The organism is Amycolatopsis sp. EV170708-02-1 (assembly GCF_022479115.1).
GTDB lineage: Bacteria > Actinomycetota > Actinomycetes > Mycobacteriales > Pseudonocardiaceae > Amycolatopsis.
In genome coordinates this window covers 9,191,748-9,217,381 of the sequence record NZ_CP092497.1, presented here as the reverse complement: position 1 = coordinate 9,217,381, position 25,634 = coordinate 9,191,748, and the positions used below count along the sequence as shown (strand labels likewise).

At 69.2% G+C, this 25,634-nt stretch carries 29 protein-coding genes; 20 read left to right on the top strand and 9 right to left on the bottom strand.

Features of this window, described 5'->3' with window-relative positions; all coding sequences use genetic code 11:
* Positions 1-95 precede the first annotated feature (95 nt).
* Entirely contained in the window at positions 96-2,609 is a 2,514-nt protein-coding gene (locus tag MJQ72_RS42330; protein ID WP_240596445.1) for a transglycosylase domain-containing protein, read from the top strand.
* A gap of 73 nt (positions 2,610-2,682) precedes the next feature.
* Here MJQ72_RS42330 and MJQ72_RS42325 read toward each other — a convergent pair whose 3' ends face one another.
* A complete protein-coding gene (locus tag MJQ72_RS42325; protein WP_240596444.1) occupies positions 2,683-3,744 on the bottom strand; it encodes a Gfo/Idh/MocA family oxidoreductase in 1,062 nt (353 codons plus the stop codon).
* 55 nt (positions 3,745-3,799) lie between these two features.
* Between MJQ72_RS42325 and MJQ72_RS42320 the strand changes: the two genes are divergently transcribed.
* The 3 genes from MJQ72_RS42320 to MJQ72_RS42310 all read left to right on the top strand — a co-directional run bounded on the left by MJQ72_RS42320 (position 3,800) and on the right by MJQ72_RS42310 (position 7,012).
* Positions 3,800-4,867 carry an ROK family transcriptional regulator gene (locus MJQ72_RS42320; RefSeq protein ID WP_240596443.1) on the top strand — a complete coding sequence of 356 codons (1,068 nt, stop codon included), beginning with the start codon at positions 3,800-3,802 and terminating at the stop codon, positions 4,865-4,867.
* A gap of 69 nt (positions 4,868-4,936) precedes the next feature.
* Positions 4,937-5,281, top strand: coding sequence for a hypothetical protein (locus MJQ72_RS42315; RefSeq protein WP_240596442.1), 345 nt, complete (start codon positions 4,937-4,939; stop codon positions 5,279-5,281).
* 183 nt (positions 5,282-5,464) lie between these two features.
* On the top strand, positions 5,465-7,012 hold the full coding sequence (locus tag MJQ72_RS42310; RefSeq protein WP_240596441.1) for a glycosyltransferase family 87 protein: 1,548 nt from the start codon (positions 5,465-5,467) through the stop codon (positions 7,010-7,012).
* On the opposite strand, the gene MJQ72_RS42305 is transcribed toward MJQ72_RS42310, so the two are convergent.
* From MJQ72_RS42305 to MJQ72_RS42295, 3 genes are all read right to left on the bottom strand, one after another.
* Positions 6,969-7,304, bottom strand: coding sequence for a hypothetical protein (locus MJQ72_RS42305; protein ID WP_037334159.1), 336 nt, complete (start codon positions 7,302-7,304; stop codon positions 6,969-6,971). The two genes, MJQ72_RS42310 and MJQ72_RS42305, sit on opposite strands and share 44 nt — an antisense overlap.
* Positions 7,305-7,348: 44 nt before the next feature.
* Positions 7,349-7,864 (bottom strand): hypothetical protein, encoded by a 516-nt coding sequence (locus tag MJQ72_RS42300; protein WP_240596440.1) that lies wholly within the window; start codon positions 7,862-7,864, stop codon positions 7,349-7,351.
* Between the two features lie 106 nt (positions 7,865-7,970).
* The gene (locus MJQ72_RS42295) at positions 7,971-8,750 is read right to left on the bottom strand and encodes a deoxyribonuclease IV (protein WP_240596439.1); all 780 of its coding nucleotides are present in this window, start codon (positions 8,748-8,750) and stop codon (positions 7,971-7,973) included.
* Positions 8,751-8,870: 120 nt separating this feature from the next.
* Between MJQ72_RS42295 and MJQ72_RS42290 the strand changes: the two genes are divergently transcribed.
* The 12 genes from MJQ72_RS42290 (at position 8,871) to dnaB (ending at position 18,843) form a co-directional block, all read left to right on the top strand.
* Entirely contained in the window at positions 8,871-9,665 is a 795-nt protein-coding gene (locus MJQ72_RS42290; protein WP_240596438.1) for a hypothetical protein, read from the top strand.
* Between the two features lie 124 nt (positions 9,666-9,789).
* Positions 9,790-10,677 (top strand): hypothetical protein, encoded by an 888-nt coding sequence (locus MJQ72_RS42285; protein WP_240596437.1) that lies wholly within the window; start codon positions 9,790-9,792, stop codon positions 10,675-10,677.
* Positions 10,678-10,778: 101 nt separating this feature from the next.
* The gene (locus tag MJQ72_RS42280; protein ID WP_240596436.1) at positions 10,779-11,660 is read left to right on the top strand and encodes a hypothetical protein; all 882 of its coding nucleotides are present in this window, start codon (positions 10,779-10,781) and stop codon (positions 11,658-11,660) included.
* 198 nt (positions 11,661-11,858) lie between these two features.
* The gene (gene rpsF / locus MJQ72_RS42275) at positions 11,859-12,179 is read left to right on the top strand and encodes a 30S ribosomal protein S6 (RefSeq protein WP_016338288.1); all 321 of its coding nucleotides are present in this window, start codon (positions 11,859-11,861) and stop codon (positions 12,177-12,179) included.
* A gap of 17 nt (positions 12,180-12,196) precedes the next feature.
* Entirely contained in the window at positions 12,197-12,700 is a 504-nt protein-coding gene (locus tag MJQ72_RS42270) for a single-stranded DNA-binding protein (RefSeq protein ID WP_126734698.1), read from the top strand.
* A gap of 77 nt (positions 12,701-12,777) precedes the next feature.
* A complete protein-coding gene (rpsR, locus tag MJQ72_RS42265) occupies positions 12,778-13,026 on the top strand; it encodes a 30S ribosomal protein S18 (protein WP_005168122.1) in 249 nt (82 codons plus the stop codon).
* A gap of 12 nt (positions 13,027-13,038) precedes the next feature.
* Entirely contained in the window at positions 13,039-13,494 is a 456-nt protein-coding gene (rplI, locus tag MJQ72_RS42260) for a 50S ribosomal protein L9 (protein ID WP_005168124.1), read from the top strand.
* Between the two features lie 154 nt (positions 13,495-13,648).
* Entirely contained in the window at positions 13,649-14,053 is a 405-nt protein-coding gene (locus MJQ72_RS42255) for a hypothetical protein (RefSeq protein ID WP_240596435.1), read from the top strand.
* Positions 14,053-14,655: a DUF3558 domain-containing protein gene (locus tag MJQ72_RS42250; protein WP_240596434.1), complete on the top strand. Its 603-nt coding sequence runs from the start codon at positions 14,053-14,055 to the stop codon at positions 14,653-14,655. Before MJQ72_RS42255 ends, MJQ72_RS42250 begins: the two co-directional genes overlap by 1 nt.
* Before the next feature lie 3 nt (positions 14,656-14,658).
* Positions 14,659-15,987 carry a hypothetical protein gene (locus MJQ72_RS42245; RefSeq protein ID WP_240596433.1) on the top strand — a complete coding sequence of 443 codons (1,329 nt, stop codon included), beginning with the start codon at positions 14,659-14,661 and terminating at the stop codon, positions 15,985-15,987.
* A 172-nt stretch (positions 15,988-16,159) separates the two neighbouring features.
* Entirely contained in the window at positions 16,160-16,957 is a 798-nt protein-coding gene (locus MJQ72_RS42240) for an ESX secretion-associated protein EspG (protein ID WP_240596432.1), read from the top strand.
* A 476-nt stretch (positions 16,958-17,433) separates the two neighbouring features.
* A complete protein-coding gene (gene dnaB / locus MJQ72_RS42235; RefSeq protein WP_007032313.1) occupies positions 17,434-18,843 on the top strand; it encodes a replicative DNA helicase in 1,410 nt (469 codons plus the stop codon).
* Here the strand turns inward: dnaB and MJQ72_RS42230 are convergent.
* From MJQ72_RS42230 to MJQ72_RS42220, 3 genes are read right to left on the bottom strand one after another with little or no spacing between them, the layout of a single operon-like run.
* Positions 18,840-19,619, bottom strand: a complete 780-nt coding sequence (locus tag MJQ72_RS42230) for an alpha/beta fold hydrolase (protein ID WP_240596431.1) — start codon at positions 19,617-19,619, stop codon at positions 18,840-18,842. The genes dnaB and MJQ72_RS42230 overlap by 4 nt on opposite strands.
* A 2-nt stretch (positions 19,620-19,621) precedes the next feature.
* Positions 19,622-20,218: a TetR/AcrR family transcriptional regulator gene (locus MJQ72_RS42225; protein WP_240596430.1), complete on the bottom strand. Its 597-nt coding sequence runs from the start codon at positions 20,216-20,218 to the stop codon at positions 19,622-19,624.
* A 55-nt stretch (positions 20,219-20,273) separates the two neighbouring features.
* Entirely contained in the window at positions 20,274-21,389 is a 1,116-nt protein-coding gene (locus MJQ72_RS42220) for an NAD(P)/FAD-dependent oxidoreductase (RefSeq protein ID WP_240596429.1), read from the bottom strand.
* A 70-nt stretch (positions 21,390-21,459) separates the two neighbouring features.
* On the opposite strand from MJQ72_RS42220, the gene MJQ72_RS42215 reads away from it, so the two are divergent.
* Complete coding sequence (locus MJQ72_RS42215; RefSeq protein WP_240596428.1) at positions 21,460-22,143, top strand: TetR/AcrR family transcriptional regulator; 684 nt, start codon at positions 21,460-21,462, stop codon at positions 22,141-22,143.
* Between the two features lie 37 nt (positions 22,144-22,180).
* On the top strand, positions 22,181-23,356 hold the full coding sequence (locus MJQ72_RS42210) for a serine hydrolase (RefSeq protein WP_240596427.1): 1,176 nt from the start codon (positions 22,181-22,183) through the stop codon (positions 23,354-23,356).
* Between the two features lie 9 nt (positions 23,357-23,365).
* On the opposite strand, the gene MJQ72_RS42205 is transcribed toward MJQ72_RS42210, so the two are convergent.
* Entirely contained in the window at positions 23,366-24,319 is a 954-nt protein-coding gene (locus MJQ72_RS42205) for a YafY family protein (RefSeq protein WP_240596426.1), read from the bottom strand.
* Between the two features lie 87 nt (positions 24,320-24,406).
* On the opposite strand from MJQ72_RS42205, the gene MJQ72_RS42200 reads away from it, so the two are divergent.
* Positions 24,407-24,778, top strand: coding sequence for a VOC family protein (locus tag MJQ72_RS42200; RefSeq protein WP_240596425.1), 372 nt, complete (start codon positions 24,407-24,409; stop codon positions 24,776-24,778).
* Here MJQ72_RS42200 and MJQ72_RS42195 read toward each other — a convergent pair.
* On the bottom strand, positions 24,754-25,215 hold the full coding sequence (locus tag MJQ72_RS42195) for a MarR family winged helix-turn-helix transcriptional regulator (RefSeq protein ID WP_240596424.1): 462 nt from the start codon (positions 25,213-25,215) through the stop codon (positions 24,754-24,756). The two genes, MJQ72_RS42200 and MJQ72_RS42195, sit on opposite strands and share 25 nt — an antisense overlap.
* Positions 25,216-25,277: 62 nt before the next feature.
* Here MJQ72_RS42195 and MJQ72_RS42190 point away from each other — a divergent pair, with 62 nt between their 5' ends.
* Positions 25,278-25,634, top strand: coding sequence for a MarR family transcriptional regulator (locus MJQ72_RS42190; protein ID WP_240596423.1), 357 nt, complete (start codon positions 25,278-25,280; stop codon positions 25,632-25,634).

Genomic DNA, 25,634 nt, shown 5'->3' with positions numbered 1-25,634 from the left:
CCGGTGAACCTGAACCGATCCGATACGTCTTAAGTAGAAGGAGACCTGCGACCGCAGGACCGCGCTCACCCACGGAAGGTTCGGAGGACGTCCCAGTGAACGACGATCCCCACGGCGGATGGCCAGGTCAGGACCCTGACCCCGCCCGTCGTCCGCAACGCCCGGCCGGACCGCCCCGTCGCCCCGCCGGTCCGCCCCCGGGGTACGGGCAGCGCCAGGGTCCCGGGCCGCAGGGGCCCGGTCAGGCACCGTGGCAGCGCCAGGGTCCGTCCCAGCAGCAGCCGCCCCCGCGCCGTCCGCAGCGGCCGCCGGTCGCGCCGCAGCACGAGCCGGACCTCATCACCCATCACGAGCACAACGGCACCACCGATCGCGGGTACGAAGAGCCGTACGACGACGAGCAGTACGGCCCGGAGACCGACGAGAACGGGAAGCCGATCCTCACCCCGGCCCAGCGCAAGAAGCGCCGGTGGAGACGCATCCGGCGGGTGCTGCTCGCGCTGTTCTGCCTGTTCGTCGTCATCCCGGCGATCGCGTTCGTGATCACCTACTTCGCCGTCGACGTGCCGTCGCCGCAGTCCGTCGCGGCCACGCAGGGCCAGGCGGTGACGTACTACTACGCCGACAACACCGAGATGGGCAAGGACGTCCCCAAGGGCGGCAACCGGCAGATCCTGACGCCGGAGCAGATCCCGGACATCGTCAAGAAGGCCGTGATCGCCACCGAGGACGCCTCCTTCGAGACGAACTCCGGCTTCGACATCGGCGGCATCCTGCGCGCGGTCTACAACCAGGTGACCGCGGGCAAGGGCGGTGGTTCGACCATCTCCCAGCAGTACATCAAGGTCGCCAGCGGGGACGACGAGTCGTCGCTCGCCCGTAAATGGACCGAACTCGCCAAGTCCTTCAAGATGAACCAGACGTACGAGAAGAAGGACATCATCACGGCGTACCTGAACATCATCTACTTCGGGCGCGGCGCGTACGGGATCGAGTCGGCCGCGCAGGCGTTCTTCGGCAAGCCCGCCGGCGAGCTGAACGCGTCCGAGGCGGCGCTCCTCGCGGGCCTCATCCAGCAGCCGGGCCGCTCGGAGAACCCGAAGGTCGCCAACGAACGCTGGACCGTCGCGCTGAACCGGATGGTGCAGAACGGTTTCCTCTCCGCCGCCGACCGCGCGAACCTGCAGTTCCCGACGCCGATCCCGCAGGAGGACAAGCAGCAGGCCGGGGTGGTCAACCCGTTCATCCGCGACAAGGTCAAGGAGGAGCTCGCCGCGAACGGCATCACCGACGACGTCTACTACCGGGGCGGCTACAAGGTCTACACGACCATCGACCCGAAGGCGCAGGCCGCGGCCGAGCAGGCGGTGGCCGAGGGGATGAAGGGCCAGACCGACGAGAACCTGCTCAACGCGCTCGTCGCGATCGACCCCAAGACCGGCGGCGTGAAGGCGTACTACGGTGGCCCGTCCATCGTGAAGGGGCCCAACGGCAAGGACCAAAAGGGCCGTGACTGGGCGAACACACCGCAGAACCCCGGATCGTCGATGAAGCCGTTCGACCTCACCGCGTACATGCAGCTCGGCAAGGGCGGCATCAATTCGACGTTCGACGGCTCCAACAACCGGCAGTTCGGGAAGCAGACGATCCGGAACGCCGGTCCCGGCAGCTCGTGTTCGGCGCAGTGCACGGTGTCCGAAGCGATGCAGCGCTCCGCGAACACGGTGTTCTACGACATGGTCGTGAACGTGACCAAACCCGGGCCGGTGGCACAGGCCGCCAAGGACGCCGGGATCAAACCCGCGCCCGAGGGTGTCTCCGAACTGTTCGCCGACAACAACATCGCGCTCGGCGGTGGCAAGACGGCCGTCACCCCGGAGGACATGGCCGCCGCGTACGCCACCTTCGCGGGCGAGGGCCAGCGGCGGGACAAGCACTTCGTCGTCAAGGTGACCAACTCGCAGGACGAGGCCGCGTACTCGGCCCCGGAAGAGGCGAAGCCCGCGTTCGCCGACGACGCCGACAAGAGCAAGCAGATCGCCGGCAACGTCACCGAATCGCTCAAGGGTGTCATCCCGTTCTCGAAGCTCAAGTGCCCCAACAACCACGAGTGCGCCGGCAAGACCGGGACCCAGCAGCACACCTACCGGCCGGGCGAGCCCGCGTCGGCGAAGGACGCCAACTCGCAGACCTGGATGGTCGGCTACACGCCGTCGATCTCGGCCGCGGTGTGGGTCGGCGGCGACGGCGACAAGGCGCTGAAGGGCAAGAACGGCAAGTCGATCTTCGGGTCGACGATCGCCGGGCCGATCTGGCAGAAGTTCCTTTCCCTGTACCTGAACGGGAAACCGGGGGAGCGCTTCGACAAGGTCAAGATCATCGGCGGAGACGACAGCAACACCGTCCCGTCGACGCAGACCCCGCCGGACGAGGACGAGGGCTCGACCGAGACCGGCACGCCGTCGACCGGCCCGTCGACCGGGCCTTCGTCTTCGCGGAACGAAGAGGACCCGCCTTCCAGCTCGAAGAACCCGCCTACGTCCAGTGAGAACAACGAAGAGGGCGGCAACGGGGGTCCCGGCCGGGGCGGCAGAGGCGATACCGAGTAGCTGAAAGGGCCCTTCACCGCGTGACATGCGGTGAAGGGCCCTTTCGCTGCATCTGATGCGGTGAAAGTCCCCTTCAGCCCCTGGGCTGGAGGGTGACGACGCGCCGTTCGGCACCCGCGAGGTGGGCGGCTTCGATGACCCGGAGCGTCTCGACGGCGGAGGCGGGATCGACCGGGAAGCCGCCCTTGCCGAGCAGCGCGTCGCGCACCTGCGCGTAGAAGTCCTCGTACCGGCCGACCTCGGTGGGCACGGTCTCGACGTCGTCGTTCACGCCGAGCACGCCGGCGTCCGACGACGGTTCGACACCCCAGCCGGGGTCGCCGGGCCGCAGCCCCTCCTTGATCTGCGGCTCCTGGACGTCGAGGCCGTACTTCGTGAAGGTCGCCTTGTCGCCGAGCACGCGGAATCGCGGGTTCCGGGTGCCCGCGAGCGCGGACGCCCACAGGTGCGAACGCACGCCGTTGGTGTGCTGGAGTGCGACGAAGGCGTCGTCGTCGACCGACACCCCGGCGCGGCGCCTGTCGACCTCCGCGTAGACCTCGGAGACCGGGCCGAACAGCTGCAGCGCCTGGTCGACGATATGCGCGCCGAGGTCGTAGAGGAGCCCGCCGGCCTCGGCGGGGTCACCGAACTCGCGCCAGTTGTCCCGCGGCTTCGGCACCCAGCGGTCGTAGCGCGACTCGAAGCGGAAGACGTCGCCGAGGCGGCCCTCGTCGAGGACCTTCCGGACGGTGAGGAAGTCCGAGTCGAACCGGCGGTTCTGGAACACCGTCAGCCCGACGCCCTTGGCCTTCGCGGCTTCGACGACCTTCGACGCTTCGGCCGCCGTCGGCGCGAAGGGCTTGTCGACGACGACGGGCAGGCCCGCCTCGATCGCCCGGAGTGCGAGCGGGACGTGCGTGCGGTTCGGCGTGCTGACGACCACCAGGTCCAGCTCGCCCGCCTTCGCGAACAACGCGTCCGCGTCCGGCAGCACGTCGGCGGCCGGATAGTCGGCGCGTGCCTGCGCGACCCGGTCCGGGTTCGAGGTGACGACGGCGGCCGGGGTCAGCCCCGGTGTCGCGTCGACCAGCGGCGCGTGGAAGACGCGCCCGCCGGTGCCGTATCCGAAGATCCCCACTCGCAAGTCAGCCATGACCCCATTAAACAACAGTGTTGCGTAATCGGCCAGTCATGGCAGGATGCGCGCTATGCCGGAGACCGGGGTCAATCTGCGCGGCCTGCGCCAGCACAATCGGACACTGCTGCTCACGCATATCCTGCGCGCGGGCGGCCTCAGCCGCGTCGAACTCGCCGAACGCACCCGGCTCACCCAGCAGGCCGTCTCGAAGATCGTCCCCGAACTGCTCGAAGCCGGCCTGCTGGACGAAGAACGCCAGCCCGCGTCGGGTGTCGGCAAGCCGCGCACCCTGCTGCGCGTCCGCGCGGACGCCCGCCACGCGCTCGGCGCCCAGCTCGACCGGGACTCCTTCCGGGTGGTCATGACCGACCTGACCGGGAAGATCATCGCGTCGCGTGGCGGCCCGCTGACGCCGGGATTCACCCCCGGCCAGGCCGTTTCCGCGCTCGGCGAAGCGGCCGAAGCGCTGCTCGGCGGCGTCGAGCATGTCCTCGGGCTCGGCGTCGGCAGCGTCGGCCCGCTCGATCACCACGAAGGAGTGGTCCGGGACGCCACGAACATGCCGGGCTGGCACGACGTGCCCCTGCGCGACCTGCTGGCGAAACGCACCGGGCTGCCCGTGCGGCTCGACAAGAACACCAACGCCGCCGCCTTCGCCCAGCACTGGCCGGAGGGCGACCAGGCCGCGACCGCCGTCGTGCTCGTCGGCACCGGGATCGGCGTCGGCCTGCTGATCGACGGCAGGCTGTACCGCGGGCCGCGCACCAACGCGGGCGAATTCGGGCACACCACGCTCGCCTTCGACGGACCGCGCTGCGCGTGCGGCCGCCGCGGCTGCGTCGAGGTGCTGCACAACGCGGCGGCGACCACGGAGGAGGCGGCCGGGCTGCTGGCGATCGGGCTCGCCGACCTCGTCCAGGTCCTCGACCTCGAACGGGTCGTGCTGACCGGACGTTCGGTGCGCGCGGAACCCGAGGTGTACCGCGACACCGTCGCCGCGCGGCTGCGGGAGCTCCTGCCTTTGCCGCACTGGCAACGGATCCAGGTGGATCTCGACGAGATGGGCGACGACGTCGTCGCGTTCGGCGCGGCGGCGGAGGTGCTGGCCGGGTTCTACGAAAGCGGCGACATCACCTAGGAACTCGCTTGTAACGGACGAGGCTCCCGTGACGACCTTGCATCGACATTCGGCAGCAAGGGGAGTCAGTTGCGCGCCAGGACGATCATCGCGATCATCACCGTGACCTGCGGGGTTCTGCTGCCCGGATGCAGCACTGCCGTGTCCCCTCCCGACCCCAAGGCCGAATGGACGACCGCGATGAAGAGCGCGGGGTTCGTACCGAACTCCCCACGCACCTATGACGAGATGTTCGAGGCGGCGAAAAATTTCTGCAGCGCGGGGTCCGCGCTCGCGATCAGCGGACTCGCCCGCACCGTTCTGACACCTGAAATGGCCGACCGGACAGCGATGCCGGCTCGCGGCAAAGACCCCGATACCGCGGCGAAGGCATACGGGGACGCCACCTGGAAGTGGGCCTGCGGACACCAGTAGATCGCCGACCGGGTTCTACGAAAGCGGCGACATCACCTGACGGCGGACACTCGCGCCGTCCGGCCGATCACGTGTGTCGTCCGTTTAATCACGCGTGTCGTCCGGCTGGTCACGCGTGTCGTCCACGGAGCCGAGCGGCGACATCACCGGGCGGTCACCCGGTCAGGCGCTAACATCCGCCACGTGTCCGACCAGACGACCCAGCCCGAGGCTCCGCTCTCCCTCACCCCCGGCGAGCGGGTCATCCCGAGCTGGAACGAGCCGCTCGTGGCCGCGGCCACCCGGCCGATCGGCGGCCCGCTCGGCGAGCACGCGGCCGTCGGGCGGCACTGGTTCTGGTCACCGCAGCGGGTCGGGCTGCTGCTGGCCTGCCTCGCGCTGGTGCTCTCGTGGTTCGGCAAGGCGTCGTGCATCCAGCAGTACACCGACGACTCCGGCGCCCACCAGCTCGACTGGCGGGCTGGCCGCCCGTTCGTCGCGATGTGCTACTCGGACATCGTCCCGCTCTACAGCTCCGAGCGGCTGAACGATCCGGACACCTTCCCGTACGTGACCTCGTGGACCGAAAACGAGGGAACGGCGAAGGAGACCACCCGGTACATGGAGTACCCGGTGGCGACCGGCCTGTTCCAGTGGATCAACGCGAAGCTCACCGAAGCCTGGCTCTCGGTCGCGGAAGCGGGCTGGCTGCCCAGCGCGCTCCCGGTGGCCGTGTACTTCAACATCTCGGCACTGTGGCTCGCGCTGGCCTGGCTCGTCACGGTGTGGGCCACCGGCCGATCGCTGAAACGCCGTCCGTGGGACGCCGCGCTGGTCGCGATCTCGCCGCTGGTGCTGGTGCACGTCTTCACCAACTTCGACGCCATCGCGACCGCGTTCACCGCCCTCGCGCTGCTCGCCTGGTCCCGGCGATGGCCCGACGTCGCGGGGCTCCTGCTCGGCCTCGGCGCGGCGGCGAAGCTGTATCCGCTGCTCCTGCTCATTCCGTTGTTCTTCCTCTGCCTGCGCGCGGGCAAGGTCAAGAAGTGGGCGCTCACCGCCGGGCTGGCCGTGACGACGTTCGTGGTGGTCAACGTCCCGTTCGCGCTCGTCGCACCGACCGGCTGGTGGGAGTTCTTCCGGCTCAACACGGCACGCCCCATGGATCCGGACTCGCTCTACAACGTGATCTCCCATCTGTCCGGCTGGGCCGGTTTCGACGGGAAGCTCGCCACGGGCGAGACACCGGTCGTGCTCAACGCCGTCGTCGCGGTGCTGTTCCTCGCCGCCTGCGCCGGCATCGGCTACGTCGCGCTGAAGGCGCCGCGCCGTCCGCGGCTCGGCCAGCTCGCCTTCCTCGTGGTGGCCGCGTTCCTGCTGACCAACAAGGTGTGGAGCCCCCAGTACTCGCTGTGGCTCGTTCCGCTGGCGGTGCTCGCGATCCCGCGCTGGCGGCTGCTGCTCGGCTGGATGATCCTCGACGCGCTGGTCTGGGCGCCGCGGATGATGTACTACCTCGGCGTCGACAACAAAGGCCTTCCCCAGGACTGGTTCCTCGGCGCCGTCGTGGTCCGCGACCTGGCGGTGCTGGGCCTTTGCGCGCTGGTGATCCGCGACATCTTCCAGCCACGCAAAGACCCGGTCCGCCTCGCCGGGGACGACGATCCGATCGGCGGATTCCTCGACGGCGCCCCCGACCTACACGCGGTCAAGCACGCTTCAGCACCTCAGGTCCAGGACGTTCGAGCCTGATGTGCTTGCCGAAGTCCTCGGCCCCGAAGTCCTCGATCCGCACGACGACGGCTTCCGGCGAGGTTTCGACCAGCCTGCAGGTGAACCAGTCCTCGCCGTGCCGGACCGACCAGCGCTCGGCGAGGATGGCCAGCCCCTCGGCCTCCAGCAGCGCGACGGAGTCGTCGAAGGCGGCGGGCCCGCCGAGCGGGTAGCCGAAAACGGTCAGTGCCTGCCAACGGGTTTCCGGCGCGGGGACGACGTAGCCGACGTGCTCGCCGTCCTCCGCCCGGTACACGGTCCGATTCTTCATGCGGCCAAGACTCGACCCTCCCGTGGCGAGAGGGTCAAGCCGATTCACCGCACGAGGTAGCCGCCCGTGCTCGTTTCGAAGAACGGGATCGGGGCCGTGCAGCGCAGCGTGTCCTGATCGAAGCCCCCGACGGCCCAGCTCCAGCCGATCCGGTCGTGACCGCCCGGCACGTCCCGCACCGAGAAGCCGACCCGGCGCCCGACCAGGTTCACCGGGAGCCCGGGGATGTCGGCGCGTTCGATCACGCCGGTCAGGACCGCGATGTCGCCTTCCCGCGAGACGCAGTCGACCTTGCCCTCGAAATCGGCGAAGGGCTTTCCGTCCTTGGTCAGATGATTCACGTGGAACCGGCCGGACGACTTCCCGGGATCGCCGAAGGCGGCGAAGTCGAACCGGACCGGATCGCCTTCGTAGCCCGGAAACGTCAGCGGACCGCCCGCCGACCCGAGGACGACCGAGCCGGACGACGGGGCCTGCGCCGCCGTCGCCTGTGTCGCCCCCAGCGTTCCCGCGGCGACGGCGAGCACCGCGACGGCGGCGACCTTGGCCTTGATCTTCATGGCTTCCCTCCAGAAACCGGGTGTGTCCCGGCTGGAACCGAGCCTTCCTCGATCGGCGTGCCCGGCCCTCCCGCTGGAGAGGGAACGATCTCCCGCCGGGGTAGCACTAGGCGGACGCGACGCGCTCCCGGACGTAGGCGATGTCCGCGGCCTGCCCTTCGGCCGGGGTCTCGACGACCACGGGCGCGCCCGCTTCGGCCGCGACCGCGGCCAGCACCTCGGGGTCGATCGTGCCGTCGCCGCCGACCACGTTGGCGTGCCGGTCCCGGGTGGAACCGAACTCGTCACGTGAGTTGTTGAGGTGCACCAGGTCGATCCGGCCGGTGATGGCCTTGACCTTCTTGACCGCCTCGGTCAGGTCCCAGCCCGCCGCGTACGCGTGGCAGGTGTCGAAACAGAAACCCGCGCCGAATTCGCCGACCTTGTCCCAGAGCCGGGCGATCGTGTCGAGGTCGCGGGTCATCGCGTTGTCGCCGCCGGCGGTGTTCTCGATCAGGATCGGCACGGCGAAGCCGCCCTTTTCCTGTTCCCGCTCGAAAAGCTTGCGCCAGTTGACGAGACCTTCTTCGACGTCTTCCCCGGAACCGACGTGGCCGCCGTGCACGACGAGCCCTTTCGCGCCGATTTCGGCGGCGCCGTTCGCGTGCTGTGTGACGTTCTTCCGCGACGGGATGCGGATGCGGTTGTTCAGCGACGCCACATTGATCAGGTACGGCGAGTGGATGAACACCTCGACCGGCGATTCCTTGATCGCCTCACCGTGCGGGTGGGGTTTGGGAGCCTTCCAGCCCTGCGGGTCGGAAAGGAAGAACTGGAGGACCTCGGCCTCGCGTTCGGCGACCGCGGAAAGGGGATCGTCGTCGCGGACATGGGCACCGATTTTCATGCTGGCAACTTACCCTCGCGGGTTTTTCGCCGTCGCGGACCGGATGGTCACGCTCGTGGGGTAGCGTGAGCGCGTTCCGTTAAACCGCGTTGGGTCTTTGAGGGGCGGAGGACGAACTCGATGGGGAAGACTGCCGGGCGGATCACGGCTTGGGGATTCGCGCTTTCGGTCACGGCCGGACTAGCGTTCCCGATGACCGCGACGGCCGCCGAGGAACCGAGCCCGACCCTTTCCGGCGAATGCGGATCGACCCTGCAGAACGGGAAGTCCGGCAACGGCCTCACCGCCGACCTGGGTGCGCCGGTCGGTTCGAACGAGGTGCTGACGGTCGGTCTCGATTCGCAGGCCAAGACCGCCGAAGGCCGGAAGCCCCTGCTCTCGCTGCCGGTCGGCGATCTGGTCAAGACGACCGGCCTCACCGACAACGCGGCAGGCGACCTCGTCGCGAACGGCGTCTGCACGCCGGCACAGGGCGCGGTGAACGCGGTCGGGAACCTGACCCAGGGCGTCGTCGAGGAGGTTCCGGGAGTCCCGGAGATCCCCAAACCGCCGAAGCCCGAACCGCCCAAGCCCGAGCCCCCGAAGCCGGGTCCTGGCCAGCCCGGCGGCCCGGGCAGCGAGCTCCCGGTCGAAACCGCCCCGGGTTCTTCCACCGGCATCGGCGGCGACTCGATCGCCGGCCTGATCAGCAACGCGGCGCTGCTCCCCGGCAGCTTCGTCCAGGCGCCGGTGATCACCGAGATCATCCCCGGCGAGGTGCCGCCGCCCACCGTCGACGAGAAGGACACCGGGAACGCGCAGGCCGTCGAGGCGCCGGTCGCCCCGGCCAAGCTGCCGCTGCTGCTCGCGGTGCTGGCGCTGGCCGTCGTCGCCGCGGCTCTGGTCCGCGCTTGGCTGCGGGGTAAGCCCGCCTGATCTTCACCGTAAGTGACGCCCGCTTCCACTCGAATGCCTGACCTCTTCGAGTGAGCGGGCGTTACTTGTCTCCATTAGCGTCGTTATCCGGGTAGGTGACCCCGACGACGGAGGAGTCGAAGGCATGCGCGAACGGACACGGAGGGCGACCGCCCTGGGTGCGTCGGCCTTCATTCTCGCGGGTTCGGCCGCCCTCGCCATGCCCGGCACGGCCGCCGCCGCGGAGACCAAGACCGCCACCTGTGGCGGCTCGGTGACCGCGAAGACCGGCGACACGATCCTCGGCAAGACCCCGTTGCTCGGCATCCCGCTCAACCTCGGCCAAGCCGGACCGGTGTCCGGCGTGCTCACGGGCACGATCAACGCGCTGCTCGGCACGGTCTGCAAGGTGACGGTGACCGTGGTGAACACCGTCGTCGCGCCGGTCCCGGTCGTCGGCGCACCCGCCGCGGAAGCGTTGAACGGCGCGGTCGCGGGCACCACCCAGGCCTTGACCGGCGGCGGCCAGCCCGCCCCCGGAACCCAGCCCCAGCCCGGGAAACCCGCTCCCGGAACGCCCGGCAGCGGCGGACCGCAGACCGGCGGGCCGGGCGCTCCCGCGCAGGGCGGCGCACCGGCTGGCGGTATCCCGGCGGCGAACAGCCCGCTCCTGCCCGGCACCTTCACCCCGAACTTCGGCGGCCTGCCGTGGGGGATCAGCACGGGCTACGCGCCGATGCGCGACTACAGCTCCATCCCGATGGCGACGGCCGGTCTCTTCAGCCCGTCGCCCGGCCTCCGGTACGGCGGTCAGATCCCGGGTTACACGCCGCAGTTCGGCATCGCGGCCGAAAACCAGGCGGGGAACCCGGACGTCCAGAACGCGGGACAGGCCGAAGCGCTACCGAGCGTGAGCGACGGATTCACTCAGGACGGGAAATTGCCGCTGCTGATCGCCGTTTTGGCACTCTCCGGAGTCAGTGCGGGCCTCGTCCGCACCTGGGTCCTCCGCCGAATGGCCGCTACAAGTTAGTCCTACCGCCTAGTATCTTTCTGGTCACTCCCTCGTTATCCCCGTTGCAGTGATTCCTCATGCACTGCTTCACGCCCCCACCGACCCGGAGGATCGCGCCCGTGCGGAAGACCACCATCTGGCAGACCACCCGCAAGGCGCTCACCGTCACCGCACTCGCGACCATGGTCACCGGTGGCGCGCTCCTGTCGGCGGGGACGGCCTCGGCGGCCACCACACTGGCGAACGCGTGCAGCGGCACCGTGAACGGCGGGATGGGCGACACCGTCGCGATCACCGGCACCTCGGTCAAGGAGCTGGTGCGGGCGGGCGCGCGGGAAGCGGGCACGCTGGCCCTGTACGACGTCGCCGCGAACGACATCGCGAAGGTCAACAGGATCGACCTCGGCACGGTCCCGAACGCCGCGGGCGGCTCGATCGAGGGCAAGGCGATCGGCGCGGCCGTGCGCCAGGCGGTCAAGGACACCAAGTCCTGGGGACTCGGCCTCAACCCCGAGAAGACGCTGAACTCCATCGAGCACAAGGTCGCCGGCAGCTGTGGCCTGACCACGGTCGCCACGAACTACGTCGCGCCCACCCTGCCGACGCCGGGCACCACCGCCCCGCAGCAGGGCGGCAACGGCGGCGGCACCAACGGTCTCCCGTGCTCGCCGAGCCTGCTGCCCGGCGGCAGCAACGGCACCGGCTACGCCCCGCCGCGCGACTACGGCAACCTGCCGGTCGCGCAGCCGGGTGTCGCGGTGGCGCCGGGCGTGCGCTACCCGGCCAACAGCCCGCTCCCCGGCGAGGGTGCCCCGCAGTACGGCACCGACGGCCAGGCCGGGCAGGGTCCCGACGTCCGCAACGCGGGCAACGCCGAAGCGCTCGCGACCGACGGCATGCCCGGCGGCGACGTCCAGCTGCCGATGCTGCTCGCGGTGCTCGTGCTCGCCGGGGTGACCGCCGCGCTGGTCCGCACCTGGGTCCTGCGCCGCGTCTCCTGACCGCCGGGGGCCGAAGGGGACCATCCCCGCATAAGACGTGGTGAAGGGGACTTTCGTCGCATCGCATGCGGGGAAAGTCCCCTTCGCCGCTCTCCAGGGCCGGGAGCGGGAGCGTCGGCACCGCCAGGTACGCTTACCTGGACAAACCCTCCTGCCACGGACAGTCCGTGGCCGCGAGCCCATAGGAGGTGAGTGGTTGTGTCACGCCATTACGAGGTAATGGTCATCCTGGACCCCACGCTCGACGAGCGTACGGTGGCCCCGACCCTGGACAACTTCCTCAACGTGATCCGCACTTCGGGCGGAAGCGTCGAGAAGGTCGACGTCTGGGGCCGTCGCCGGCTGTCCTACGAGATCAAGAAGCACGCCGAGGGCATCTACGCGCTCCTCGACCTGAACTCGACTTCGGAAGCGGTCAAGGAGCTGGACCGTCAGCTCTCGCTGCAGGAGACCGTGCTCCGCACCAAGGTCATGCGCCGCGAGATCAAGCGCGCCGCGACCGCCGCCGCCAAGGCCTGAGCCGAAGGACTTTCCCGATGGCTGGAGACACCGTCATCACGGTGATCGGCAACCTCACGTCCGACCCGGAGCTTCGCTTCACCCCTTCCGGTGCGGCGGTCGCGAACTTCACCGTCGCGTCCACCCCGCGCACGCTGGACCGTCAGTCCGGTGAGTGGAAGGACGGCGAGGCCCTGTTCCTGCGCTGCAACATCTGGCGTCAGGCGGCCGAGAACGTCGCCGAGTCGCTGACGCGTGGCGCGCGAGTCGTCGTGCAGGGGCGCCTCAAGCAGCGGTCTTTCGAGACCAAGGAAGGCGAGAAGCGCACGGTCGTCGAGCTCGAGGTCGATGAGATCGGCCCGTCGCTGCGCTACGCCACCGCCAAGGTGAACAAGGTCAGCCGTGGCACCGGTGGCGGTGGCGGCGGCTTCGGTGGTGGTGGCGGTGGCCAGAGCGCCCCGCCCGCCGACGACCCGTGGGGTTCCGCCCCGCCCGCCGGTGGCGGCGGTGGCGGCGGTTTCTCCGACGAGCCGCCCTTCTGATCAGGCGATCCACCGCGGGCGAAAGCTCCGCGAGACGCCGCGAGACAACCACTACGTAGAAATCCAGGAGAAATACCGTGGCCAAGCCACCCATCCGCAAGCCCAAGAAGAAGGTCTGCGTGTTCTGCAAGGCCGAGAAGAAGGGCCGCCCGGAGAACATCGACTACAAGGACACCAACCTGCTTCGGAAGTACATCTCCGACCGCGGGAAGATCCGTGCCCGTCGCGTGACCGGCAACTGCAGCCAGCACCAGCGTGACATCGCCATCGCGGTCAAGAACTCCCGCGAAATGGCGCTGCTGCCCTACACCTCGACCGCTCGCTAAGGAGGCACGTCAATGGCGAAGATCATTCTCACCACCGACGTCGCCAACCTCGGTGGGCCCGGCGACATCGTCGAGGTCAAGGACGGCTACGCACGCAACTACCTGCTCCCCCGCGGCTACGCCATCGTGGCCACCAAGGGCGCGGAGAAGAACGTGCGCACGATCAAGCGGGCGCAGGAGAGCCGTCGCATCCGCGACCTCGACCACGCCAAGGAGATCAAGGCGACTCTGGAGGGCCTCGGCGCCATCCAGCTGAGCGGCAAGGCGGCCGAGGGCTCGAAGAAGCTCTTCGGTTCGATCACCACCGCCGAGATCGTGGACGCGATCAAGGCCGCGGGTGGCCCGCTGCTCGACAAGCGCGTCATCGAGCTGAAGGACCACATCAAGACCGTGGGCAAGCACTCGGTCGGCGCCCGTCTGCACCCCGACGTCCGCGTCGACGTGCGGCTCGAGGTCAAGGCCAAGTAACACCGCTTCGGCACAGGGCGGGACGTCTCCATTCCGGAGGTGTCCCGCCCTTTGTTTTACGGGGAACCCCACCCCTTCGGGCCACGTCTTAAGCTTGACTGGGGATCAAGGCATTATCGAGACTCGACGTCGAGGCACGGGGAGATCTGGACGCATGGCTTACGACAGCAACGCCGAGCAGAACCGGCAGGAGAAGGTCTCGGTGTCCGCACCCGCCAACCCGGACAAGCCGGCGTCGGGCGGGGGTGGCGGCGGGTTCACCTTCGACAAGGACAAGATCGACGGCATCATCAAGAAGTGGACGGACCTGCAGGCCGAGCTCAAGAAGGACTACGCCGACGCGAACCTGATGGCGAACGTCAAGGCGCCCGGCAAGGAGTTCGCGAGCGGCGACTGGGAGAAGCTGGCCAACCCGTCGGGCAAGGCGTTCCTGGAGCAGAACCAGAAGATGCAGGACTACGTCAAGAACTACATCGACCAGCTGACCGCCGCCAAGCAGAAGATCGCCACGAACGAGGCCGAAACGCAGGCTTCGCTCAACAAGCACAAGGCCGTGTGATGCGACGTTCCCTCGTTCTCCTCCTGGCCGCGGGCGCGCTGGTCGCCGCAGGCTGTTCCGGCACCAAGAACGGCACCGCCTCTTCGGAGCCGTCCTACACGACCGGGGCCGGTGCCCCCAGCGCGTCGAGCGGCTCGTCCGGCTCCGCGCCCAAGGTGTCGAACCCGTTGAAGACCTCGTCGATCGAGAGCGACGCCTGCTCCGCGCTTTCCGCGGCGAAGCGGACCGAGCTCGGTCTCGGCGAAGGCGAGCGCCGGACCACGAGCGCCGGGCCCGGCTGCTCGATCTTCGCCGCCGACGACAAGCTGAACCAGATCGAGATCAGCCCGGTGCTCGCGAACAAGAACGGCCTGAGCGACGTCTACGACACGAAGGCCAACAACGAGTACTTCGAGCCGACCGAGGTCGCCGGCTACCCGGCGGTGTACGCCGCGTCGCTCGACCACCGCAAGAACGGCAAGTGCGGTCTTTTCGTCGGCGTCACCGACCAGCTGTCGGTGAACATCCTGGTGCAGTACGACAACGGACCCGGCGCGAGCGATCCGTGCCCGGTCGCGCTCAAAGTGGGGGAAGCGATGATCGAGACGTTGAAGGAGGGCTGACGCGTGTTCCTGCTGCCGATCATCGCCGGGTATTCGGCCTACAACCTGGCGACCACGAAATCCGGCGACTTCGAAGCGTCCGGCGGCGATCGCAAGATCGACTGCTACCACATCTGGGAGAAGATCGTCACCGGTCCGGGTACCGGGTCGATCCAGGAGGGCCAGGCCGCGGCGACCCGGCTCAAGGCCGGCTACCAGGACAGGCTGACCACCATCGACAACCTGTCGAAGGAGATGGACGCCGCCTGGACCGGCAAGAGCGCCGAAGCCGCGCAGCAGTCGGGCGCACATCCGCTGCGGACGTGGATGGAGGACTCCGGCAAGAAGCTGGTGGACTCCGACAAGTACCTCGGTGAGCAGAACACCGCCTTCACCACGGTGAAGGCGAAGGTGCAGCAGGTCCCGAAGGATCCGCCGAAGAACAACCTGCTCAACTCCATCACCCCGTGGACCACCGACACCGACCGCGCGATCCGGGACTACAACCAAAAGGGTCAAGCGAACGTCGACGCGTTCAACGAGTACTTCAAGGCCAGTTCCGAGAACGGCAAGAAGCTGCCCACCTACAACAAGATGGAGGGGCAGAACACCAACGTCGACGTCAACGGCGGCGGCAAGGACAAAGACGGCAAGGACAAGGACGGCGGCGGTCAGGGCGACCGGAACGGGAACAACGGCATGCCGGGCATCTCGACGCCGCCCGGTTCGATGCCGCCCGGCGGGATGCCGAACGTCCCCGCTCCGAACATCCCCGGCGTCAACACACCGGGCTCGAACCTGCCGGGCAGCAATCTGCCCGGGTCGAACCTGCCCGGATCGAATCTCCCGGGGTCGAACCTCCCCGGCGGGCAGTACAACCCGAACATCCCCGGCAGCAACTACAAGCCGCCGTCCTGGGACGACGGGACGAACGCGTCCGGCTACACCCCGCCGAAGATCCCCGGCGCCGGTGGCTTCGGCCCAGGTGGCGGCGGTGGCGGTGGCGCCGGCTTCGGTGGCACCGACATCCCTGGTGCGGGCGGCTTCGGCCCGGACGGCGGATTCGGTCCCGGTGGTGGCTTCGGGCCCGGCGGCGGCAGTGGCGCGGCCCTGCCCGGCAACGCGGGCGCGATGGGTGGCGCCGGTATGGGCGGCGGTGCCGGTGGCGCCGGTTCCGGAGCGGGCCGCGGCGCGGGCGGAATGATGGGCGGCATGGGCGGTATGGGAGCCGGTGGCGCCAGGGGGAAGGGCGGCGAAGACGAGGAGCGCAGCTCCAAGTTCCTCGTCGGCGACGACCCCAACGAGATCTTCGGAACCGACGAACTCACCGCACCGCCGGTGATCGGCGAGTGAGCCGGGCGATGGCGGGATGCGGCCACAGGAGTGAACCCGCGTCGATCGCGGTCGCGGGTTCACCGATGAAGGACTAGTCGTCACGAGCGGGCCGGGCGCGTGCCAAGATTGGGGCGCGCCCGGCTTGTCTTGTTCCGGGCTGGACGAACAGAACGACTAGGGGGCAGTTCCGGTGCTGGACAAACAGGTCACGATCACGACCGGCACCCTCATCACGCTGATCCGCCGCCGAGGCGGCGAACCGCACACGATCCTGTCGGAAACCCCGACCTGGTACGACGAGGACGCGCAGCGGGCCGAGGACGAGCGGACCAACGAGGAGCTGGCGAGCCAGGGCCTCTTCGGCGCGCGAGGCCTGCATCCCGGGTTCAAGGCGACGCTCGAAGCGATCGCCAGGCCGTCGCTGGAGTACTACGGCTGGGTCGACGGCGGGTTCGAGGGCAAGGCGCTGAGCTTCAGCCTGCTCGCGGGGAGCGCCGGCGGCGAGGGTTTCGTGCTCGCCCGGCACAGCGAGCACGACGGTGTCGCGCTGGCTTCCGCACGGCCCGAAGAGCTGCTCACCGAGTTCCTCGACCAGATCCCGAAGCTCGCGCCCGGACGCGGCCGTCCGATCGCCGTCCCGAAGAGTCAGGTCGAGGCTCCGCGCTCGTCGTCGACGGCGCAGGACGAGGGTTTCGAGGTGCTTCGCAGCGGACGGCAGAGCACCGGAAGCCAGGAGGCCGACGAGCTTCGCCGCATCCTCGCGTTACGCCGTTTGGGGAGTGGAAGCCTCTATGTCGCGGCCCGCGGCCGGAGCGGCGCGCGGCAGCGGATCGAACGCCCGGTGAACTACATCGATACGACCGAGGGCCGGTGGCTGACCGAAGAGGTACCGGGGAGTGGCGAGCCGAGGATCGCCTTCACACCCGCCGACCAGCAGGTTCTCGGAGAACGACTACGGAGCGCACAGGGCAGGTTGTTCGCGTCCTGAATTCCGGCCCGTTCAGCCCGGCGGGTCACCCCTCTACCCTCCGTAGCATTCATCCACAGGGCACCCCTGTGCGCCCGCGTGCGACACGCCGAACGACGAGTTTTGCCCGACACGCCGTCGTGCGGTGAATTAAGTTCTCCACAGTGTCTCCACAGGCCCTGACCAGCGCTTTTGTCAGACCATCCCAGCGTTGCCCACAAGTTGTACACAGGGTTTCGGCCACCTGTGAAGGGATGCCCGCAGTCATCCCCAGGTTATCCACAGGGCGGTCCCCAGGCGAAATTGCGCTCGTCCTTTCGGGGGGCCTAGCGTGCCCGCCGGGCCGGTACACACCGTGGTGGCCGTCCGGCCGAAGTGGGGATGACAGGGGAGAGCCCGGAGCCGCGGGAGGGGCGGACGGGCGCGGGCGGATCGACCGGGGAAAATTCTGGCATAATCGAACGCGTGTTCGATGTCTTGAGGAGGTGGCAGCAGCGGTGGCGCTGACCGACGACCGCAATCCGATGTACGCGGAGTCCGACCCGGGTCCCGGCGACCCCGGTCCGCGTGGCGGCGAATACGACCGCCAGCCTCCGCAGGACATCGCGGCCGAGCAATCCGTGCTCGGCGGAATGCTGCTGTCGAAGGACGCCGTCGCCGACGTCATCGAAGCCCTCGGCCCCGACGACTTCTACCGTCCCGCGCACCAAGCGATCTACGACGTCATCCTCGATCTCTACGGCCGAGGCGAACCCGCCGACCCGATCACCGTCTCCGCCGAGCTGGAACGCCGCGGCGAGCTGGGCCGCGTCGGCGGCGCCCCGTATCTGCACACCCTGATCGCGACGGTGCCGACGGCGGCGAACGCCGGGTACTACGCCGAGATCGTCTCCGAGAAGGCGGTGCTGCGGCGCCTGGTCGAGGCGGGCACGCGGATCGTGCAGTACGGCTACGGCGCGGCCGCGGCCGACGGCGCGAACATCGACGAGGTCGTCGACCGTGCGCAGGCCGCGATCTACGACGTCACCGAGCGGCGCACCAGCGAGGACTACGTCGCGCTGGAAGAGCTGCTCCAGCCGACCATGGACGAGATCGACGCGATCGCGTCGCGCGGCGGGCAGTCGCAGGGCATCCCGACCGGGTTCGCCGACTTCGACGATCTGACCAACGGCCTGCACCCCGGCCAGATGATCATCGTCGCGGCACGTCCCGGTGTCGGAAAATCGACCTTGGGATTGGATTTCGCGCGTTCGGCGTCCATCAAACACGGTCTGACCAGCGTCATCTTCTCGCTGGAAATGAGCAGGACCGAGATCGTCATGCGCATGCTCTCGGCCGAAGCTCGGATCCGCCTGGCGGATATGCGCGGTGGCAAGATGTCCGACGACGACTGGACGCGGCTCGCGCGCCGGATGAGCGAGGTCTCCGAGGCGCCGCTGTTCGTCGACGATTCGCCGAACATGACGATGATGGAGATCCGCGCGAAGGCCCGGCGGCTCAAGCAGCGCAACGACCTCAAACTCGTCGTCCTCGACTATCTCCAGCTGATGACCTCGGGCAAGCGCGTCGAGTCGCGGCAGCAGGAGGTCTCGGAGTTCTCGCGGCAGATGAAGCTGCTGGCGAAGGAGATCGAGGTCCCGGTGATCGCGATCAGCCAGCTGAACCGTGGTCCCGAGCAGCGGACCGACAAACGCCCGATGCTGTCCGACCTCCGTGAGTCCGGCTCGCTGGAGCAGGACGCCGACCTCGTCATCCTGGTCAACCGCCCCGACGCCTGGGAGCGGGACGACCCGCGGGCCGGCGAGGCGGACCTGATCATCGCGAAGCACCGTGCCGGGCCGACGGCGACGATCACCGTCGCGCACCAGCTGCACTACAGCCGCTTCGTCGACCTGTCACACGACTAGAGCAGGAACTCGAAGACGTCTTTGGTGAAGCGGCGGTCGCTCATCACGGTGTGGTGCCGACGTCCCGGGTAGACCTTGAGGTCGCCGCGGCGTGTCTTGTCGGCCACCCGCTCGGCGAGTTCGAGCGGGTAGAGCGCGTCGTGCGAACCGGCGATCATCAAGGTGGGCGCGGCGATCTCGCCGAGCCGGTCTTCGATGTCGAAGGCGTCCTCGGCCCGCAGCATGGCCACCATGCCGCTCGGGTCCGCCGGGCGGCCGGAGGTCAGCGCCAGCAGACCGGCCAGCAAAACCTGCCCTGGCAGGGAGTCCGCGACGGTGGGCGCCAGCGCCATGGCCGCGGCCCGGTGCCGTCCGGCGGCCAGCCGATCCGCGTATTCGCGTTGGACACGGCGGCCGAGCGTGCCGAGGCGGACACCGGCGGCTCCGACCACGAGCCGCCGCACCAGGCCGGGATGGTCGGCGGCGAACTGCAGTGCCAGGCAGCCGGCCGTGGACACGCCCAGCACATCGACAGGGCGGCCGAAGCGCTCCTGTAGCTCTTCGGCGTGGTGGGCGGCGAGGTCGGCCATGGTGACGCCGGGCTCGAGCCCCGGACGGCGGCCGACCGTCAGCACGGTGAACCGCGCGGCCAGCGGTTTGAGTGACCGCAGCTCCGCCCATCTGGCGACGCCGGTGGGGTTGGCCGAGTCGGGCAGCACCGTACGGAAGACCACGAGCGGGCTTCCCGTCCCGAACTCGAAATACGGGGCGCCACCTGCCAGTACACCTTCGCGCATGGTCACTCCTTGATCAGTCCCGCCGCCACGATGTCGATGAGCCGGTCGAGTACGGCGGGGTAGCGCCGCTCGCCGATGTCCTGCCGGTGCATCGGCAGCAGCAACACGGCCTGGAGTACCCCGGTCAGCTCGTCGTCGTCGGCATCGACGAGCTGCCCCTTGCGTCTGGCCGCCGCCAGGAATCCGGGCAGCGGCAGCACCTGCTCGGCCCTGGCCATCTCGTCGGGACCCATCCGCCGGGCCACCGCCCGCATCTCCTCGGGATGGGTGATCAGCCGGCGGTAGAGCGGGTTCTCCTCCAGGATCCGCACCGTGGCACGCAGGAAACCGCCGAGGACGGCGCGCGCGTTTTCGGCCTCGTTCACCACCGCCGCCAGCTGTTCGTGCAGCTCAGGAGCCTGCCGCAGCATAAGCTCCAGGTACAGCGCCTCCTTGGAGTCGAAGAAGGCGTAAAAGCTGCTTTTGGCGATCCCGGCGGGGGTCACGAGGTCGTCCAGAGACGTCTTGCGCAGGCCCTGTGCGGCGAACAGGGCACGTCCGGCGTCCAGGAGCCGCTCGGTGATCCTGGCGCGGTCCTCGGCGCTGAACGGGCTCGGCATCTCGACTCCTGTGGGCAGTGAACGAAATGGGTTTTCGTTCATAGCCACTTTAGCGTCAGCCCGGCTGGAAGAAGGCGAGCATTTTCCGGGAGGCGTCCGGGGCGGTCAGGAGCTCGTGGACCTGCTCGGACATCCGGGCGGCGGCGCCGGCGCGGTCGAACATCTCGCGTTCGTACTCCTTGACTGCGGCGGGGAAGTCGTCCGGCCGTGCGGCCAGCGCGAGACCGAGCAGGGCGCCGTCGAGCAGGGCCATGTTGGCGCCTTCGCCCACCGCCGGCATCAGGTGCGCGGCATCGCCGAGCAGGGTGACGTCCGGCCTCGACGGCCAGGTCAGACCGGCCGGGAGGGCGGTGACCGGCCGCGGCACGATCACGTCGTCGCAGGCCGCGATCAGCGCGGTGAACCGTGCGTCCCAGCCGTCGAGCCGGTCGATCAGCCAGGTCCGGGCGGCGGCCGGGTCGTCGAGCGGCATCCCGCTGGCGGAGAACCAGTCCTCGGCGGTGTCGTAGAAGCTGAGGCCGACGCGAACGGTGCCGTCGCCGTTGCGCTGCGCCGCGAGGGATTTCCCGTCGCCGAGCACCCAGTAGGTGCCGCGCCCGACCATCGCCGCGAGGTCGGGATGGGTGCGATCGATGTCGGGGATACGGAGATCGACCAGGTTGTGGCCGAGATGCGCCGGGCGGGCGTCGGTGAGCAGGGCTCGGACGCGGGAGTTGGCGCCGTCGGCACCGACCAGCAGGTCGTACGTCGAGCCGCGCCCACCGTCGAAGCGCAGGACGCCGTCTCCGGCGGTTTCGAAAGCGTGCCCCCAGCGCACCGTGTGCCCGGGGAGCGAATCCAGCAGCAGGTCGCGCAGGTCGGCCCGGTCGACCTCGGGCCGCTCGAACGGCGCGTCGTCCGGCGTGTCCTCATGCAGCAGCAGAGTGCCGTCCGGTTCCAGTAGCCGCATGTCCTGGCCCTCGCCGCGGGCGATCTCGGTAAAACTGTCGATCAGGCCCGCTTCGCGCAGCGCCCGCTGCCCGGTGTCGGCGTGGATGTCGAGCATGCCGCCCTGCCCGCGGGCGTCGCGCGACGATTCCCGTTCGTAGACGACCGACTCGATGCCGTGGACGTGCAGGACACGGGCGAGAGCCAGGCCGCCGAGGCCCGCTCCGACGATGGCGATGGTCATGATCCACACCTCTCGATACAGCGTATTGGTCGATACACTGTATCGAGCGATGCGATGTATTGTCACCGCCATGGTGGTGTGGGAGCGGCCGGAGCCGCCGGATCGGCCCGCATTGGCCCCGCTGAGCCGGGAGCTGATCGTGCGCGCGGCGATCCGGCTCGCCGACGCGGACGGCCTGGACGCGGTGTCCCTGCGCAAGATCGCCACCGCGCTGGACGTCGGCCCGATGCGGCTGTACGGCTACATCGAGAGCAAAGAGGAGCTGCTCGACCTGATGGTCGACGCCGCCCACGCCGAGATCCGGCCGTCCGGGGACGGCTGGCGGGAGGTGCTGCGGTCGCTCGCCGACGCCATGCGCCACGCCGTTCACCGGCACGAGTGGCTCGCCGACCTCCTGGGCGGCAGGCCCCAGCTGGGGCCACACGCGCTGGCCACCTCCGAGGCCGTGATGGCGGCGCTGGGCGACGTCGGCGTGGACTCCGCGATGCCGGTGGTCTCGGCGGTCAACGCGTACACGATCGGCGCGGTACGCCGGGAGATCGCCGAGCGCCGCGCCGAACGGGCCACCGGGATGGACGAGCAGCGGTGGCAGGCCACGCTCGGGCCCTATCTGACGCGGTCGTTCGCCTCCGGCAAGCTGCCCGCGCTGGCCACGGTCGTCCGCGACGCCGTCCACCTGGACGCCGACGAGACCTTCCGGATCGGCCTCGACTTCCTCCTCGACGGCATCGGAGCCCGCGTGTCAGCGCCGTGACCGTCCCGTGTCAGCGCGGCCCGCGAATGTTGTCGCCATGACGAAGACACTGAAGACCTTCCGCCGCCTCGGCCTCACCGCGTTGGCCGCCGCACTGCTGGCGGGCGTGACCGCTCCCGTCGCCTCCGCCGGCCAGGATCGCCCGGAGCTGCGGCAGGCGGCCCAGGAGTTCGTCGACGCGGGCTTCGCCGGGATGCAGCTGCGAGTCCGTGACGAGCGGGGCGAATGGACCGGCAGCGTCGGGGTGCGCGAGCTGGGCGGGACCGCGAAGCCGCCGACGAACGGCCACTTCCGCCTCGGCAGCACGACGAAGAACTTCACCGCGACCCTGCTCCTGCAGCTGGTGGCCGAAGGCCGGATCGGGCTCGACACGCCGGTGGCGAAGTTCCTTCCCGAGTTGGGGCTGGACTCCCGGATCACCGTGCGGATGCTGCTGCAGCACACCAGCGGGCTGTTCAACCACACCGGCGAGTACAACCCGGACGGGACGGTCACGCCGGGAATCCCGTGGACAGGCAAGGAATGGGTGGACAAGAGGTTCCACACCTACCAGCCGGAAGAGCTGGTGCGCCTTGCCGTGTCCAAGCCCGCGGTCTTCGAGCCGGGAGCGCGCTGGAGCTACTCCAACACCAACTCCGTGGTGGCCAGGCTGCTGGTCGAGAAGCTCACCGGCCGTCCCTTCGCCGACGAGCTGGACCAGCGGATCCTGCGGCCGCTCAAGCTGCGTGACACCTTGTCGCCGGGGTCGTGGGCCGGGATGCCCAAGCCGTACGCCCACGCCTACTACCGCTACGAAGACGCAGGCCAGTGGAAGACGATCGACGTGACCCACCAGAACCCGACCTGGATCTCCAGCGCCGGTGACATGATCTCGACGACCAAGGACCTCCAGACGTACTTTTCCGCACTGCAGAGCGGAAAACTCCTCCCGGCCTGGCTGCTGGCCGAGATGCGCGTGACGCACCCCGGCAGCGAAAGCCTCTACGGCTTCTACGGTCTCGGGCAGTTCTCGCAGGACTTGGGCCCGGGTTGTGTCGGTGTCGTCCTCAACCACAACGGTGGCCTCAACGGCTACGGATCGCTGATGTACAGCACGCCGGACGGCAGCAAGACGCTGACGGCGTCGATCACCGCCGGGGACGACGCGAACGCGGCGAAGGCGTTCCCGGCGGCGCTGAACAAGCTCGTCCGGACGGTGTTCTGCGGTAAGTGAGCGGGCCGGTCAGCGCGCCCGCTCGGCCAGCCGGGCCGCCAGCGCGCCGACCAGGTCTCGAAGTTCGGCCGGCCGTTCGATGACGAACGGCCGGTCGAGCGCGGCGAGCAGCGGCGGGATCCAGTCCAGCCGCTGCGCTCGGATGCGGACACGCACCCGATCACCGTCGGCTTCGAGGGTGGCCACCGACGGAGGGAAGACGGCGCGGATCTCCTCGGGCGTCGCCTCGATCCGCACGGAAACGTCGTACCGGTACGGCGTCTCGGCCAGCGCGGTCAGCACTCGCTCGGCCGGATCGAAACCATCCGGAGCCTCGAAGGTCCCGGCTCGGGTCTCGGCCGACTTGATCCGGTCGACGCGGAAGGTGCGTACCTCACCGCTGGCCGAATCGAAGCCGGTCAAGTACCACCGTCCGGAGTGCGCCACCACGCCGTACGGATGGACGACGCGTTCGCTCGCCCCGCCGTGACCGGCGAGATACGCGAGCCCGACGGGACGCCGGTCCCGCGCCGCCTCCGCGACGGTGAGCAGCACTTCGGCCTCGGCCGACAAGGCCTTGCGGGCGGGAGCGGTGAAGTCCGCGGTCTCCAGCAGCGCGTCCAACCGGCGTCCCAGCGCCTCGGGAAGCACCCGCCGGACCTTCGCGACCGCGCTCTCGACGGCCGCGACCGACGTGGTGATCAGCCCCGCACGCCGCCCCGCGACCAGGCCGAGCAGAACGGCCAAGGCCTCCTCGTCGGTCAGCATCAGCGGCGGCATCCGGTAGCCGGGGGCCAGCCGGTAGCCGCCGTACCGGCCGCGTACCGAGCGCACCGGGATGTCCAGGTCGACGAGGTGTTCGGCGTAGCGGCGGACGGTGCGCTCGTCCACGTCGAGCCGCCCGGCGAGCTCCGCGACGGTGCGTGTCCCGCCGCTCTGGAGGATCTCCAGCAGCGCGAGCACACGGGCGATGGGCCTGGTCACAAGCCGGAGAATACCGGGCGGATTCTGCCCGGTATCGCTCCTAGCGTGGCGGGTGTCCCGCTTTCCGGCACCCCGAAAGGACCAGCCATGCAGTTCGTTTCCGTCCGTGTGATCACCCACGACGTCGCCCGCCTCGCCGGGTTCTACGAGAAGGCGACCGGCCTCGACGCGCGGTGGCGCTCCGAGCAGTTCGCCGAACTCGTCGGCCCGTCGTGCACCTTGGCGATCGGCAGCGCCGAGACGATGACGTTGTTCGGCGCGGGCGCAGCCGTGCCCGAATCGAACCGGACCGCGATCCTCGAATTCCGAGTCGAGGACGTCGACCGCGAATACGAGCGCCTCGCGGACCTGGCCGAGATCGTGCAGGAGCCGACCACGATGCCGTGGGGGAACCGGTCGCTGCTGTTCCGCGACCCCGACGGCAACCTGGTCAACTACTTCACGCCGAGCGCCCCGTAGTTCCGGACGAACGCCGTCAGCAGCCGCGCGAATTCGCGACGGTCGCCGTCCGGCCAGTCCGCCATCGCCTCGGCGAACACCGAGCGGCGGAATTCGTGCATCCGCGCCACTTCGGCGCGCCCGGTCTCGGTGAGCACGAGGACGGCGCGGCGGCCGTCGCGCTGATCGGCTTCACGCCGGAGGAAACCGCTCTCGACCGCGCGGGCGACCAGACGGCTCGCCCGCGGCTGGTCGATGGTCAACGCCGCCGCGAGGCTGGTGACGGTGCCCGGTTCGCCGCTCTCCTCGGCCGCTTCGACGGCGTCGAGGAGCCCCTGGATCGCCTGGTCCGGCATCGTTTCGGCGCGGTCGCGGGCGAGTTTCGACAGTGATCGCCTCGCCTGGCTTCGCCGGATGGCGATCATCGCGCGTTCCACGTCGGCCACGGCGTCCGTCATTGCCCGTCCTCATCAAGTGCATGTATTTTTACATGTAGTTGTCGTCCTCATGAGGAGTATCCATGAAGCCCATCGGATTCTGGTTCGCCCACCTTCACCAGGCCCTCGAATCTTCACTGGACCACCTCCTCGCCGCCGAATCCCTGACCCGCCGCCACTGGCAGGTCCTGAACACGGGAGCGTCGCCCGACGAGGCACTGAAGCCCTTCGGAGATCTCCGGGAAACCGTCGCCGACCTGCGCCTTCGCGGCTGGATCAACGAGGACGGCCTGACCGAAGCAGGCCGCGCGGCACACCTCCGGCTCAAGGCCAAGATCGGCGAGTTCCGATCCCGAGTGACCGAAGGCATCAGCGAAGACGAGTACCGGACGACGGTCGACGTACTGGAACGCATGGCGGCGAACCTCGCCCGGGAATAA

What these genes read in the sequence shown, in the direction of transcription:
- MJQ72_RS42215 (WP_240596428.1), top strand. Translation starts at nt 21,460, where the DNA reads ATGGTGGTGTGGGAGCGGCCGGAGCCGCCGGATCGGCCCGCATTGGCC.
- MJQ72_RS42255 (WP_240596435.1), top strand. Translation starts at nt 13,649, where the DNA reads ATGGCTTACGACAGCAACGCCGAGCAGAACCGGCAGGAGAAGGTCTCG.
- MJQ72_RS42290 (WP_240596438.1), top strand. Translation starts at nt 8,871, where the DNA reads ATGGGGAAGACTGCCGGGCGGATCACGGCTTGGGGATTCGCGCTTTCG.
- rplI (WP_005168124.1), top strand. Translation starts at nt 13,039, where the DNA reads ATGGCGAAGATCATTCTCACCACCGACGTCGCCAACCTCGGTGGGCCC.
- MJQ72_RS42230 (WP_240596431.1), bottom strand. Translation starts at nt 19,619, where the DNA reads ATGCGCGAAGGTGTACTGGCAGGTGGCGCCCCGTATTTCGAGTTCGGG.
- MJQ72_RS42190 (WP_240596423.1), top strand. Translation starts at nt 25,278, where the DNA reads ATGAAGCCCATCGGATTCTGGTTCGCCCACCTTCACCAGGCCCTCGAA.
- MJQ72_RS42200 (WP_240596425.1), top strand. Translation starts at nt 24,407, where the DNA reads ATGCAGTTCGTTTCCGTCCGTGTGATCACCCACGACGTCGCCCGCCTC.
- MJQ72_RS42210 (WP_240596427.1), top strand. Translation starts at nt 22,181, where the DNA reads ATGACGAAGACACTGAAGACCTTCCGCCGCCTCGGCCTCACCGCGTTG.
- MJQ72_RS42320 (WP_240596443.1), top strand. Translation starts at nt 3,800, where the DNA reads ATGCCGGAGACCGGGGTCAATCTGCGCGGCCTGCGCCAGCACAATCGG.
- MJQ72_RS42305 (WP_037334159.1), bottom strand. Translation starts at nt 7,304, where the DNA reads ATGAAGAATCGGACCGTGTACCGGGCGGAGGACGGCGAGCACGTCGGC.
- MJQ72_RS42270 (WP_126734698.1), top strand. Translation starts at nt 12,197, where the DNA reads ATGGCTGGAGACACCGTCATCACGGTGATCGGCAACCTCACGTCCGAC.
- MJQ72_RS42195 (WP_240596424.1), bottom strand. Translation starts at nt 25,215, where the DNA reads ATGACGGACGCCGTGGCCGACGTGGAACGCGCGATGATCGCCATCCGG.
- MJQ72_RS42225 (WP_240596430.1), bottom strand. Translation starts at nt 20,218, where the DNA reads ATGCCGAGCCCGTTCAGCGCCGAGGACCGCGCCAGGATCACCGAGCGG.
- MJQ72_RS42220 (WP_240596429.1), bottom strand. Translation starts at nt 21,389, where the DNA reads ATGACCATCGCCATCGTCGGAGCGGGCCTCGGCGGCCTGGCTCTCGCC.
- MJQ72_RS42325 (WP_240596444.1), bottom strand. Translation starts at nt 3,744, where the DNA reads ATGGCTGACTTGCGAGTGGGGATCTTCGGATACGGCACCGGCGGGCGC.
- MJQ72_RS42300 (WP_240596440.1), bottom strand. Translation starts at nt 7,864, where the DNA reads ATGAAGATCAAGGCCAAGGTCGCCGCCGTCGCGGTGCTCGCCGTCGCC.
- MJQ72_RS42295 (WP_240596439.1), bottom strand. Translation starts at nt 8,750, where the DNA reads ATGAAAATCGGTGCCCATGTCCGCGACGACGATCCCCTTTCCGCGGTC.
- MJQ72_RS42285 (WP_240596437.1), top strand. Translation starts at nt 9,790, where the DNA reads ATGCGCGAACGGACACGGAGGGCGACCGCCCTGGGTGCGTCGGCCTTC.
- MJQ72_RS42250 (WP_240596434.1), top strand. Translation starts at nt 14,053, where the DNA reads ATGCGACGTTCCCTCGTTCTCCTCCTGGCCGCGGGCGCGCTGGTCGCC.